Source organism: Wolbachia endosymbiont of Frankliniella intonsa, assembly GCF_029856955.1.
Taxonomy (GTDB): Bacteria; Pseudomonadota; Alphaproteobacteria; order Rickettsiales; family Anaplasmataceae; genus Wolbachia.
Genome location: NZ_CP097148.1, coordinates 466,141 through 479,041, shown reverse-complemented (window position 1 = coordinate 479,041; position 12,901 = coordinate 466,141). Strand labels below are relative to the sequence as shown.

Genomic DNA, 12,901 nt, shown 5'->3' with positions numbered 1-12,901 from the left:
TTAAAAAAACTTCAATCTTTCTGCAATTGTAATTTGTTCCACTCTTCCTACTGCCATTTCAGCCCTAGGACTAGCATTACCTGACAAAGAACTTATCACATCTTTGCAGCCCCATTCAATAGCAAAGTGTAAAGGAGCATATCTATTATTGTTCTGTTTACTAACATATGCCACACTTTGAATTAAAATATCTCTTATACTTTCATGATCGCTAGCAAAATGCAAAGGAGTGCGTCCACAACTATCCCACACATTAACACATGCTCCATGTTCAATTAGAGCTATTACTATGTTCTCATAGCCACTCTTAGTAGCAAAATGTAGAGGAGTGTGTCCATCATTGTTCTGCGCGTTAACATTTGCTTCAGATGCAATTAGAGCTCCTACTGCACTTTCATTGCCACCTTCAGCAGCAAAGTGTAAGGGAGTATATCCATCATTGTCGCACGCATTAACATTTGCTTCACTTTCAATTAAAATATCTAATATGCCTTTGTGGTTCCATTCAGCAGCAAAATGTAAAGGAGTGCACCGATCCCAATCCCGTGCGTTAACATCTGCTTCACATGCAATTAGAGCTCTTACTACATTCTCATAGCCACTCTTAGCAGCAAAATGCAACAATGTAGTTTCTACAGGATCTAGATCACTATGTGTAGTGAATATATGATTGATATTAAATCCACTATCTTTCCAACTCCGTAAATCAATTCTTTCTAATTTCATTTTTATTCGTTCAACTATGTTGTTCTTGCTTAAACCTGAAGTATCATTTATTTCTTCAAGCATTTTTAGAAAATCATCAAGCGTCATAATCTCCACTACTTATTAAAATAACTTGGTTATTATGTTTTTTGACACAAAAATCAAGAACTTTTTATTTTCCTAAAAAATCATTTAAGTTATACTCCAAATCATGAAAGTCAGGCAAAATATTAAGTTTTTTTCTCTATCATTTGTGATTTTGTCTTCTCTATGGATTACATTGTCTGGTTATTTTGAGCCTTTTTTTATTCTCTGTGGAGTATTTTCTTCTGTGTTCACATTGATTATCTTTAAAAGGTTAATTGATGCTGAAAGTGCCCTTAGTCAAATTCTAAATGATAGTGGTAGGCTGTCACTTTATCAGCTTATAAGTTATATACCTTGGCTAATTTACCAAATTATTTTTTCAAGTATTTATGTAACAAAAAAGGTGCTACGATTCAAATCTACAGTTGAGCCAATTGTTATTGTAAGAGAATGCACAGGACATAATGATAAGACCATTGCATTATTTGCTAACTCGGTTACGATTACTCCTGGAACTTTAACTATCAATGTTGAAAAGAAGCAGAAAACATATTTATCTACCATATGCTTGATAGATAAAGATCTTGAAAGTGGCATTTCTGAAATAGAAGGTAAAGTCTTAAAAATGCTACACCTAGTTAAGTAATTGCTTTAAATAAGTTAACAGCGTCTCTGTATTCTCTTCTTAGGCTTTCAAGCATTTCTTTTGGAAGGCTATCAATAACAGTAGAACATAAATAATTGTACAAATCTTCTAGCCTTGATATGTTATTTTTCTTCTTGCTGTTGAATTTGTACGGAAAAATGCCCTCCATAATTTCAATATCAACAACCTTATTTAAAAATGCATTTTCACTTGTTATGCTTATTCTTGTAAGTATAGTATTAATTTCAGGTTCATTACTCGTATAAATATCTGATAATTCTGCCATTTTAATGACGTATAAAGTTACTACTTTTGATAAACAATTATCAGAATATTCACAATTTTTTATTAGCTCCCACTGAGTAACCTGAGACTTGCTTGTTTTTGCATTGCTTGGTAATTTATTCATTGAATTTTCTCCATTTAATTCAGTGTAGTAAATTATACTAATACTTTGTTAAATAAATAATAACGCAGCCATAAAAATATGCATTTATTTACCATAAATTGTATAATATTCCTAAAATTAAATGTTAAAGTTACTTCAAACTGAATGATTTCTTTAATTCCATATTATCCAGCAGTGTAAAATATTGCTACACAATAGTATTTATTCTAAAATAAACTTTCCTTTTGAGCTATTTTATTAATATCCATTCTTACGGCTGCACTAAAATGAAAAAGATAAAACTCGGAATAATAATTTCAGGTAGAGGATCAAACATGCAGGCTTTAATAGAAGCATGTCAAGATCAGAATTTCCCTGCTGAAACTGTGTGTGTTATCACAAATAATAGTGAAGCTGGAGGCCTTAAAATAGCAAAGCAAGCAGGAGTTTCAGCGTTTGTTGTTGAAGATAAGCCACTTGATACTGATAAAATTCATGAAATACTTGTTCAACATAAGGTTGATTTAATTTGCCTTGCAGGGTTTATGAGAATTATAAAGGCCAATTTCCTGAATAAATGGCATAACAAAGTTATAAATATTCATCCCTCTTTACTTCCGTCATTTAAGGGCCTAAATGCTCAGGAGCAAGCTCTGAAAGCGGGTGTAAAAATTACAGGATGTACTGTGCATTATGTTACTACTGAAATTGATGCTGGAGCCATAATCGCTCAAGCTACTGTTCCAGTATTACCAAATGATGATGTTCACAGTCTCTCAGAGCGCATTCTAGCTGAAGAGCACAAGTGTTATGTGGAAGCAGTAAAATCAATAGCAGAAAGTATTAATTATTGACCTTGAGCGTTTCTTCCAACTTCAACAAAGAATAAATTTTCAGGATTTAGTAAAGAATGTGCCAATTTGTTTACTTCCTCTAATTTAATATTATTAATGGTATTCTTATAATTATTTATACTGTTAACATCACGATCCTCTATCTGCATACTATCTAGCAACGTTGCTGTATTCGCATTATTGGATAGAAAAGAGAAGATAAGGTTATTTACTAAACTGGTTTTTGCATCCTTGAATAATTGTTCGTCAATTCCTTCCTTTTTTATTCTGCTAAATGTATCTTTTACTGCTGATATAGATTTGCTAACAGTAGAGCTATCGGTGCTCATAAACCCAAATATAACATTTCCATGTTTATTGGTAACATTACGTGCACTAATACCATAAGTAATACCTAGATTTTGTCTCAACTCTTTCATCAGTATTGAGTTTAGACTCATACCACCAAGCGCATTAATCAAAACACTAGCATTATAGTAATTAGGGTCTTCATATGCTATGCCTTTTTGAGCAAAAAATATTACACTCTGTGGTATATCCATAAAAACGCTCTTACTTTCTGCAGGCCCAAATTCATTTTTTACAGATACCTTCCTAACTTTCGATCTTTTTGATGGTAACTTAGATAAATATTTATCGAGCAGAGTACTAACTTCTTCTTTTGTTGCACAACCAACAATACTAATAACGATATTATCCTTAGTAAAACTACGCTTTATGTATGTTAAAACATCGTCTCTAGTAATGTTCATTATAGTGTCTAGAGTTCCATATGGATCTCTTGAGTAAGGATGTTTTTTGAACAACAATGTATCTAACTCTTTTGCATCAATAAAATAAGGGTCTTTTTCAAAATTATTAAAGTTTACTTTGACTTTTTCGAATACTCTATTTAACCCCTCAGGATCAACTTTAGGGCGCATTATAGCATCACTCAGTAGTGAAATTGCATCCTCTAGATTCTCAGATAAAGTGTTTAATGAAACCCTAAATGCTTCTAAACCAGCAGTAAAATTTAAACTAATTCCTTTATCCTCAAGCTTTTTCGCAAAATCTTTGGCATCATTTTTTCCTGCTCCTTCTTGAATTACAAGAGAAGTAAAACAAGCAAGCCCCTGCTTTTCTGCACTTTCATACACACAACCTGCATCTTTGAATGATATATTAAGTGAAACTTTTGGTAGATCATGGTTTTCAACAAATAAAAACTTAAATCCTTTATTAGTAGTAACCTCCTCTATATTTAAGTGACTGCTTGCTTGCAAATTAAAGCCTAGACAGAAAAAAATAGAAATACATATTTACTTATCTTCATTATTACCTCCTTTTGGTAGCAAACGACCAACTAATTTATTAGTAGAAAAGATAGCGTGAACTTTATTATTTACATCCTCTAGATTGACATCATTAATTTTGCTATATGAAATGTCTATTTCATCAAGTGGAATACCTAGTGCTAGACGTGGTATATAAAACATTGCTATATTAGTTAAATCAGATAGATTATCAAGCTGTGCTGCTTTGTATTTAGACTTTGTACTTTGCAACTCTTCACTTGTTATTCCTTCAGAGTTAAAGTGATTAATAGAATTTTCTAACTCTCTTGCAACAGCATCCAAATTCACCCCGCTTTTTGGAGTTACCCGAATCTCAATGTAACCATTACTAAAAGCTAAGCTATTATAATAAGCAAACACTTCTACTGCTACATTCTTATCTAGAACTAAATCTTTATATAGCTTACTAGACTTGCCATTCCCCAAAACATCAACTGCCAAATCAACAGGAAAAGTTTCACTTATTTGCTCAAATAAAGGAACACTATAGCGAAAGTATAAAACTGGCTCTTTTACTTCAGTGCTTTCTAAAATTACCGATATATCTGCATTATGTATTGAATCTTGGTTCGGATAATGCTTAACTACAGGCTCAGCTTTAATTGCACCATATTTTTCCTTTGCTAATCCCGCTACTTCTTCAAATTCTACATCACCAACAACGAGCAGTATAGCATTACCTGGATGATAATAGTTATCATGAAACCTTGTTATGTCATCTTGATTGTAAGTTTTAATATCGCTCTGCCAACCAATAACAGACCTACCATAGCCATTACGATAAAATGCACTGTTCATTTCCTCCCATAGTAAAGCTTCAGGATTATTATCAAATCTCATCTTTCTTTCTTCTAATACGATATTTTTTTCTCTATCTATTTTGTCTTGAGTAACATCAAAATTGCCCATTCTATCTGCTTCAATTTCCATTGCTAGTGGTAAATCTTTTTTGAGAACTAATTAGTAGTAGCAGGTGTATTCTTTAGTGGTAAAAGCATTAAATTGGGCCCCAATGCTGCCAAAAGTGGATTCTATGTCTTTAAATTTTCCTGTAGTTTCAAACATTAAGTGTTCAAAGTAGTGAGCCAAGCCTGCTTTGCCAATTGGGTCATCCATTCCCCCAACTTTATATATTATTGCATGAAAAACAGCTGGAATTCGGTGATTAGGTACTACATAAACATCCAATCCGTTACTGAGCTTAGCATGCTTTATGATTTCAGCTTCCAAAGAAATCGGACAAATGAAAAAAAACACAGATAGTATAAAAAAACTAAAGAATTTGCGAAGCATTATTTCATTCCTCATTTTGCTTAGAGATAGACCTATCATATATATACCACTTATATAACAATGTACACATTCCACAAACTATAGATAGATCTGCTAAATTAAAGGCTGGCCAATACCAATCATTGATATGAAAATATATGAAGTCATATACAGCTCCCCAATAGATTCTATCAATTACATTTCCGATCGCTCCACCAATCATCAGAGAAAAACTAAGGTAAATTGACTTATCATTAGATTTATATATCAAGTATGCAAGTATACCAATTATTAATATTGAACATGCTGAAAAAAAGAAGCTGCCATGCGGCAGAGTACTACAAATTCCAAAGCTAATTCCTGAATTCCAAACTTCAACTAATTTCATAAAACTAGTAATCTCGATTGACTCCCCCTCATCAATCAAAGAGTTTATATACAATTTACTTGTTTGATCGAATGATACTATAATCAATATAATAACTAAACATATCATTTTCATAAATTTATCTTTAACCGGTAAGCATTCATTATATCACGATCTATCTGTTTTGTTAACTCTTTAATACTATGGAATTTTTTTTCTGCCCTAATAAATTTTAAAAGTTGTATATCAACCTTAAAATTGTATACATTTTCGTTGAAGTCAAATATATGCATTTCTACTATAGGTTTTTTTAAGTCCTTAAATGTAGGTCTCATACCAATGTTGACTACTCCATATAGCCAACTTGAACTATTTTCAGAAAATGCAACTTTGGCGTAATATGTACCAAACTTAGGTTTTATCATGTAATCTTCTATCGGAATGTTTATGGTTGGAAACCCTATTTCTCTACCTCTACATGCACCTTTTGTTACAATACCAGAAACTTGATAAGACCTACCAAGCAATTTATTAGCAATTTCTATTTCTCCTTTTTGTAAACACTCCCTGATTGAGGAAGAAGAGCAAATTTTTCTATCGATTATCAATGGCTCTAATTTAGTTAAAGAATATTCATACATCTGAGAATATTTTTCTAGAGTTAATATGTTACCCAATCGTTTGTGACCAAAAGTACAACTTTCTCCAACAGTTATATGTTTAGCACCATACTTCTTTACCAAAATCTTACCAATAAAGTCATCGCAGCTAACCTCAGAAAAACCTCTACTAAAATTAATAATATACAAGTAATCTATACCATAGCTGCTGATTAGTTCCTTTTTTTGTTCTTGATCTATTAACCTAAAATTGTTCCTACTAAATAAAACAGTTGATGGGTGAGGCTCAAAAGTTAAAACTGCAGAGGGTAATCCTCTTTCTTGTGCTACATTCTTTAGATTGGAAATTGCAAACTTATGTCCTAAATGAACGCCATCGAAATTTCCGAAAGTTAGTGCCACATTATCTTTTATCCCTTGCTCACAGTTGTAAATAATTTTCATACAATTTGATATTTTATATATATTTTTTATATATAATAGTTGTATTTTATAGACTATGGAGATAAATCGTGAAAAACACTAAAGGAAAAGTTGTAATATATGTGAAGAAGTACTGCCCATTCTGCAAGAAAGCAAAAGAGTTATTGGATGAAAAAGGTGTGAAATACGAAGAAATTGATGTACTTAGAAACTCGGATTTGTTTGACGGTATAAAATCAAAATATAACGTCAGGACAGTTCCACAAATTTTTATTACTGATGAAAATGGTGATTGTGTACATCATATTGCTGGATGTGACAAATTGATGGATCTTGAAAAAGAAGGAAAGTTGGATAATATGTTAAATAACAATGAAGATAGCATTGATGCAACAGCTTACACAAGCGGCAGTGATGAACACGAGGGATGTAATATAATACATAATGAAGATTTTATGTGATTTTTTTGTCTTACTGTTGCTGGCATACCCACTTTAAACAATTTTTAATGAATTAAAAATACAATTCATCTAGTGAGTTTTTTTAGTGGGAAAAATGATAAAAAATATTATAATTGTTAGCAAAAACTTAATTAGTATTGAATTAATTAACAAACAAGATTTAGAGAGTTTCATCAAGATTTTCACAGTGCTTGATAAGCATATAGCAGCTAAAACTCTTTTTACAGAAGAAGTGACAATAGAGTATAAACAACACAATTGCATAGAAGTTGTTGAATTGATAAAATATACAGGTTTTACATATCATGATGTTGAGAATGTGTTAAATCACCTAAGTAATCATGGAATGAAAGTACCAAGTAGGGTTATAGCAAGCACCCTTTCTTCTTCATACAATCACGCACTTGAGTCTAAGGATGTAGCATTTGCCTGTTCTAAATGGTTGCCACAATTTTACATCAGGGTAAATAAGAATACCTTTATAATGACTCCTATAAGTGAAGAGAATCTGGAATTGAATTCGCAAAATAGCAAAATGCTTATAGAGTCATTAAAGAGCGAAAAAAGCACTTATGATTGCATAGTGGAAGAAAATATCATCAAAGTTATAGTGCATTCTGAAATACATCAGGCTATAAACTCGATTATAAAATCACTGATAAAGTCTTGCCTTTTAGCAAGAGATGAAGAAGAAAAATTAAAAGAGAAATTGAGACAACTTGCTTTTAAAGATCAAGCTTTCGTTGAGTATTCTAGCATCAAAACCATTCATAGATATCCGAATAACCATCCTCTGAGAAAGCATGAAAGTGTTATTAAAGATATAGAAAATATTTTATGTGATTTCATAATAAATGAGAACAGCGGGTTTGCTATAGGGCGGTTAAATAGACTGGGCTCAGAAGTCTCTCCAAATACTCCAAGAATCATCACTAAAACTATAGATAAGCTTGTTAAGTTTCACTAAAATGTTGTTTGAATGGTTTTAGCCAATGTCTACATATATCTGATTTTTACTGATTGAGTGGAGCAATTGAGCTGCTCTCTGTCATCCCAGCGTTTAACACTGGGATGATTTCGTTGTATGGTATCTTATATAGTGTTTTACAAATTCACATAGCTATTTCAAATTTACCCATATCAATGTCAGTAAATTTATTGAGAAAATATCACTTAGTTCTTTAAATTTATGTTTTTGGATATATATTAATCATTTATTTTCAAAGCCTCAATAAAAGCATTTTGTGGGATGTTTATGTTTCCTACAGAATGCAATCTTTTCTTACCTTTCTTCTGCTTTTCAAGCAGCTTCATCCTTCGTGTGACGTCTCCACCATAGAGCTTGGCTGTTACATCTTTTCTATACGGGTTAATCGTTTCTCTAGCAATAATTTTTCCGCCTACTGCCGCTTGAATCGCGATTTTATATTGCTGGCGTGGTATCAAGTCTTTCAAACGTGCACATATTTCACGGCCTCTTTTTTCTGCCCTGCTTTTATGAACAATGCAGGCTAACGCATCCACAGGTTCTCCATTAACTAAAAAACTTAATTTATCTATCTGACTTTCCTGATAATCTGATATTTCCCAATCTAAACTTGCATATCCCTTGGAAATTGATTTTAGTCTATCGTAAAAATCAAAAACAACCTCAGACAGCGGTAATTTATACTTCAGTAGTGCTGTTGTCGTATTACCAACATAAGATAAATCCTGCTGTTCTCCTCTCCTCTCTTCACACAGAGATAGAATCTCTCCTAAATATTGATCAGGTACCATTATAGTTGCAGTGATCCACGGTTCTTCCACTATTTCAATTTTTGTAGGGTCTGGCATATCGCTTGGGTTATGGATATTTAAAACTTTACCATTTTGTGTTGCAACTTTATATATAACACTCGGTGCAGTTGCTGTTAGATCTAAATCAAATTCTCTTTCGAGTCTTTCTTGAATGACTTCAAGATGTAGCATTCCTAAGAAACCGAAACGAAATCCATAACCTAGGGCATTTGACGTTTCAGCATCAAATGTAAAACTAGCATCATTTAAATGTAATTTTTCTAGTGCTTCCCTTAAATATTTAAAATCATCTGTGTTATTGGGAAAAATACTGCAAAATACTACAGGATGTACTTCTTTAAAGCCAGGTAATGCCTTGCTGCACGGCCTTTTCTCTTCAGTAATAGTGTCTCCTACTTTGCAGTCTGCTACTTCTTTCATTGAAGAAGTTATAAAACCAACTTCACCTTCTGAAAGTTCACCAGTCATAACTTTTTTAGGAGTGAAAATACCGATATTATCGACCTGATATGTAGCATTATTAGACATCATAACGATTCTCATGCCTTTTTTTAGTACTCCATTTTTAACTCGCACTAAAATTACTACTCCTAGGTAAGGATCATACCAACTATCAACTAAAATTGCTTGCAGTGGAGCATTTGTATCACCTTGAGGAGCGGGAAGTTTTGTCACTATAGCTTCAAGTACATCCTTTATCCCAAGACCAGTTTTTGCCGATATCAAAATTGACTCACTTGCATCAATACCAATTACTTCTTCAATCTGAAGCTTTACCTTTTCTGGATCTGCAGCAGGAAGGTCAACTTTATTGAGCACAACTATTATCTCATGATTATTGTCAATTGCCTTGTACACATTTGCCAGAGTCTGAGCTTCAACTCCTTGGCTGCTGTCCACCACCAAAAGTGAGCCTTCACATGCAGCTAAGCTTCGGCTGACTTCATATGAAAAGTCAACATGACCTGGTGTGTCCATGAGGTTGAGGCAATATTTATTACCATTATTTGCAGTGTAATTGAGTCTTACCGTTTGTGCTTTGATTGTGATTCCGCGTTCACGCTCTATATCCATTGAGTCAAGTACCTGATTGGTCATTTCCCTTGTCTCAAGACCGTTACATTCTTCTATCAAACGATCAGCAAGAGTTGACTTCCCATGATCTATATGTGCTATTATTGCAAAATTTCTTATATTGTTCATAGATCTACTTATTTAAGTAGATCTATTTTACATTTTAAGTATTACAAGAGCAATTACTTATCTTCCTTTTTGCTGAAAACATTAAGCTGGCGTCTGTACTGGTCGGAAGTATTCAGTAGTTGATGGTTGACTCAGTTTGCTACCACTGCCATTAAGTTAAGGGAAAGAGAAGTTAAGATTGGACAAAAAATTTGAAGTGATTGATAATTATGGTAAATACTAGGGTGAATTTTTAAGAAAAGGGAGTCTGAAAAGTGCAAGTTATTTAAAAAAGTAATAATTGCAGGTTATTTTGCAAAGAATGTACTAATACAATGATACTGAAAAGATATCTTGAATTTAAAACACATGTTTTCTAGCTCTTTTCTGGTAGTTGAGTGAACGAATATCAGATATCTTATGACGATCAACTCTTCTCCCTTTTCTTACCACTAAAGTGTTCATCAAAAATAACTGTGATAGTCGATACATAATGCAGTCTATGTCTGACTCTGTAGAAAAAATATCAAAGGATAAGTTTTTAATCGCATTAAATGAGACAGATTTATTGATGCTTTTTTTTTTAGTTTACTATTCTGTGAGCTCAATGTCTCTTCATCATCTTCTATCATGATACTTTCTAGATTACTGATGAAGATAGTTGACCAAAAATCCTGCTTGATAGTTTCAATACTTTTTCCTGTGAAATTCTCTAAATTTAATCTTCCCTTCAGCCTAGAAAAAAATGTTTCTACTCCCCAGCGCAAGTAATATAATCTCTCAAACTCTTCAACTGTAAAACGTTTCTCATCTAACAGAGATGTTACTAATACTTCAACTTCTCCAGAAGAAAGTATTATTTTGACTAACCTGAATTTCATCTCATCAGGTAATCCTAGCTTTCGTAGCTGTCTTGCTACTTTAATAGGTGCGGTAGACACTACCACCGTACTAGATGGGCTTTCCGGCTTAAACATAGCGTTTATTTCATTGAAAGACGAACTTGAACAGCGAATTATATAATTGATTTTCCTTCCTGTAAGCTCAGCAAGAAATCGATAAGATACGTATCCTCTATCACAGATTAACAAATCGTCTGATTTTATGGATTCAAGCATACCGATCGCTAAATCAACCTCATAGCTGTCACCTCTACTTAGCACAGATTTTATTGCAATATTATTTGGCACATCGTAGCAAACTTCAAAGGTTGCACTTGTATAGTCTTCAAATCTCTGGATTCGATTTCATACTGCTCTTGAGCCAAACTCGCCTATTATTTTGTCGCTCTTTGGCAGAATCAGTATTGAAGCATCAAATGCAAGTACTCTGAAGCCATGGTGGGTTTTAAATTCCTGATCTTGTTAGTATAGGGAAACTATATCATCATTTAACTCTGAAAACGCAGTATGCTTTAGCTTCTTTCTTGCTTGAGTAAATGCACTTGCCGTAATTGTGTAATCTTTTCTTGTATGCAGAACAAACTCATTAAGCATTACTTGTAATGACTTTACACTCTTTCTAAAAATCAGGAGAAATACACTAATGAAGGGCAGATTTCTTTTTCGTGAGAAGTCTTTTGAGGATGCTCTGTGTGCGTTTATAAAGTTTAAACTCATCAATTTATTTTTTATAAACATGATTATTCTTTTTTTTACTCATGTCATTACTTCTTTTAATTTGTGGATCTTACCTGATTTTACAATACAGTCCATCACTTTCCCTTAACTTAATGGCAGTGAGTTTGCTATAGTATTTCCTAAAGTAAATGATAAAGGTATAATAAAGTATTTGAGTTATAATGGCATATATAGTATTTCCCAAAGCAAATGATAAAGGTATAACAAAGTATTTGAGTTATAATGGCATATAGTGTGGATTTAAGGGAAAAGGCAGTATTGATGATAGAAAAAGGGAAGACAAAGGTTGAGATAGCAGAGCTCATGGAGATAGGAATAGCAACTCTGTACCGCTGGTTAAAAAAGAAAGCTGCTGGTGAAAGCTTAAAGCCATCTAAAAACGGTAGCTTTATTCGAAAAATAGACCCAAAAATACTCGAAGAATATGTTACAAAGAATCCAGATCATACTCTGGCAGAGATGAAACAAAATCTTGGATTTGGAATAAATTCAATTTGGTATAGACTAAAACAGCTAAAAATTACTTTAAAAAAAAAGTCACACTATATCAAGAGCGCAATCAAGAAGATAGGCAGCAATTTATTGATAAAATCTCAAAAATAGAACATTCCAGCATCTTATATATATAGTATTTTCTAAAATGAATGGATAAATTTCCATTATGGTATTACCAACCAAAAGTTGTAAGTCTGTACATTTATACATTAGAGGTCTGAGGCGGCTTTTGATGGTATGCCAACAGTGTTCTATGGGATTCAAATCTGGTGAATATGTTGGAAGATACAGCACATGAAAGCCAAAAGACTCTATTAATGATTTTGTTTTAGTGGTCTTATGAAATGTAGCATTATCCATAACTATGGTTGTGCCAAGTGGCAATTTAGGTAATAACATCTTCTCCAACAATATATTGAATACCTCTTTTTCACACCCACCTTTGAAAGTCATTGGTGCAATAAATCTCATTCCAATCCACCCGGCTACTATACTGATTCTCTCTCGAGTTCTCCCTGGAATATCTGCATAAATTTTCTTTCCTCTTGGAGCACGTCCATATTCTCGGTATAACTTATTATCAACTCCTGCTTCATCTATATATAAGATGCTGGAATGTTCTAT

Annotated in this window: 11 protein-coding genes and 3 pseudogenes; 5 read left to right on the top strand and 9 right to left on the bottom strand. The window is 32.9% G+C overall.

Going from position 1 to position 12,901, the window contains the following annotated elements:
• Positions 1-813: an ankyrin repeat domain-containing protein gene (locus M3L71_RS02670; protein WP_280144107.1), complete on the bottom strand. Its 813-nt coding sequence runs from the start codon at positions 811-813 to the stop codon at positions 1-3.
• 103 nt (positions 814-916) lie between these two features.
• On the opposite strand from M3L71_RS02670, the gene M3L71_RS02665 reads away from it, so the two are divergent.
• Positions 917-1,438, top strand: a complete 522-nt coding sequence (locus M3L71_RS02665) for a Na+/H+ antiporter subunit E (RefSeq protein WP_280143911.1) — start codon at positions 917-919, stop codon at positions 1,436-1,438.
• Here the strand turns inward: M3L71_RS02665 and M3L71_RS02660 are convergent.
• A complete protein-coding gene (locus M3L71_RS02660; RefSeq protein WP_280143910.1) occupies positions 1,431-1,847 on the bottom strand; it encodes a hypothetical protein in 417 nt (138 codons plus the stop codon). The two genes, M3L71_RS02665 and M3L71_RS02660, sit on opposite strands and share 8 nt — an antisense overlap.
• 266 nt (positions 1,848-2,113) lie before the next feature.
• On the opposite strand from M3L71_RS02660, the gene purN reads away from it, so the two are divergent.
• A complete protein-coding gene (gene purN, locus M3L71_RS02655) occupies positions 2,114-2,680 on the top strand; it encodes a phosphoribosylglycinamide formyltransferase (protein WP_280143909.1) in 567 nt (188 codons plus the stop codon).
• Here the strand turns inward: purN and M3L71_RS02650 are convergent.
• From M3L71_RS02650 to ribF, 4 genes and pseudogenes are all read right to left on the bottom strand, one after another.
• A pseudogene (locus tag M3L71_RS02650) lies at positions 2,674-3,995 on the bottom strand (M16 family metallopeptidase). The gene purN and the pseudogene M3L71_RS02650 overlap by 7 nt on opposite strands.
• Positions 3,982-5,310: pseudogene (locus M3L71_RS02645) on the bottom strand (M16 family metallopeptidase). The pseudogenes M3L71_RS02650 and M3L71_RS02645 overlap by 14 nt, the downstream one beginning before the upstream one ends.
• A gap of 4 nt (positions 5,311-5,314) precedes the next feature.
• Positions 5,315-5,791 (bottom strand): signal peptidase II, encoded by a 477-nt coding sequence (lspA, locus tag M3L71_RS02640; RefSeq protein WP_349292706.1) that lies wholly within the window; start codon positions 5,789-5,791, stop codon positions 5,315-5,317.
• Positions 5,788-6,720 (bottom strand): riboflavin biosynthesis protein RibF, encoded by a 933-nt coding sequence (gene ribF, locus M3L71_RS02635; protein ID WP_280143908.1) that lies wholly within the window; start codon positions 6,718-6,720, stop codon positions 5,788-5,790. The genes lspA and ribF overlap by 4 nt, the downstream gene beginning before the upstream one ends.
• 68 nt (positions 6,721-6,788) lie before the next feature.
• On the opposite strand from ribF, the gene M3L71_RS02630 reads away from it, so the two are divergent.
• Together M3L71_RS02630 and M3L71_RS02625 are read left to right on the top strand one after the other, a co-directional pair.
• Positions 6,789-7,160, top strand: coding sequence for a glutaredoxin (locus tag M3L71_RS02630; RefSeq protein ID WP_280143907.1), 372 nt, complete (start codon positions 6,789-6,791; stop codon positions 7,158-7,160).
• A gap of 94 nt (positions 7,161-7,254) precedes the next feature.
• Positions 7,255-8,127, top strand: a complete 873-nt coding sequence (locus tag M3L71_RS02625) for a hypothetical protein (protein WP_280143906.1) — start codon at positions 7,255-7,257, stop codon at positions 8,125-8,127.
• Between the two features lie 239 nt (positions 8,128-8,366).
• Here the strand turns inward: M3L71_RS02625 and lepA are convergent, their stop codons facing one another.
• Both lepA and M3L71_RS02615 read right to left on the bottom strand, forming a co-directional pair.
• Positions 8,367-10,163, bottom strand: a complete 1,797-nt coding sequence (lepA, locus tag M3L71_RS02620; protein WP_280143905.1) for a translation elongation factor 4 — start codon at positions 10,161-10,163, stop codon at positions 8,367-8,369.
• A 339-nt stretch (positions 10,164-10,502) separates the two neighbouring features.
• A pseudogene (locus M3L71_RS02615) lies at positions 10,503-11,782 on the bottom strand (IS4 family transposase).
• A gap of 222 nt (positions 11,783-12,004) precedes the next feature.
• On the opposite strand from M3L71_RS02615, the gene M3L71_RS02610 reads away from it, so the two are divergent.
• A complete protein-coding gene (locus M3L71_RS02610) occupies positions 12,005-12,385 on the top strand; it encodes an IS630 transposase-related protein (protein WP_280143614.1) in 381 nt (126 codons plus the stop codon).
• Here the strand turns inward: M3L71_RS02610 and M3L71_RS02605 are convergent.
• The gene (locus M3L71_RS02605; RefSeq protein ID WP_280144105.1) at positions 12,362-12,901 is read right to left on the bottom strand and encodes an IS630 family transposase; all 540 of its coding nucleotides are present in this window, start codon (positions 12,899-12,901) and stop codon (positions 12,362-12,364) included. The two genes, M3L71_RS02610 and M3L71_RS02605, sit on opposite strands and share 24 nt — an antisense overlap.

What these genes read in the sequence shown, in the direction of transcription:
- M3L71_RS02670 (WP_280144107.1), bottom strand. Translation starts at nt 813, where the DNA reads ATGACGCTTGATGATTTTCTAAAAATGCTTGAAGAAATAAATGATACT.
- M3L71_RS02665 (WP_280143911.1), top strand. Translation starts at nt 917, where the DNA reads ATGAAAGTCAGGCAAAATATTAAGTTTTTTTCTCTATCATTTGTGATT.
- M3L71_RS02660 (WP_280143910.1), bottom strand. Translation starts at nt 1,847, where the DNA reads ATGAATAAATTACCAAGCAATGCAAAAACAAGCAAGTCTCAGGTTACT.
- purN (WP_280143909.1), top strand. Translation starts at nt 2,114, where the DNA reads ATGAAAAAGATAAAACTCGGAATAATAATTTCAGGTAGAGGATCAAAC.
- lspA (WP_349292706.1), bottom strand. Translation starts at nt 5,791, where the DNA reads ATGAAAATGATATGTTTAGTTATTATATTGATTATAGTATCATTCGAT.
- ribF (WP_280143908.1), bottom strand. Translation starts at nt 6,720, where the DNA reads ATGAAAATTATTTACAACTGTGAGCAAGGGATAAAAGATAATGTGGCA.
- M3L71_RS02625 (WP_280143906.1), top strand. Translation starts at nt 7,255, where the DNA reads ATGATAAAAAATATTATAATTGTTAGCAAAAACTTAATTAGTATTGAA.
- lepA (WP_280143905.1), bottom strand. Translation starts at nt 10,163, where the DNA reads ATGAACAATATAAGAAATTTTGCAATAATAGCACATATAGATCATGGG.
- M3L71_RS02610 (WP_280143614.1), top strand. Translation starts at nt 12,005, where the DNA reads ATGGCATATAGTGTGGATTTAAGGGAAAAGGCAGTATTGATGATAGAA.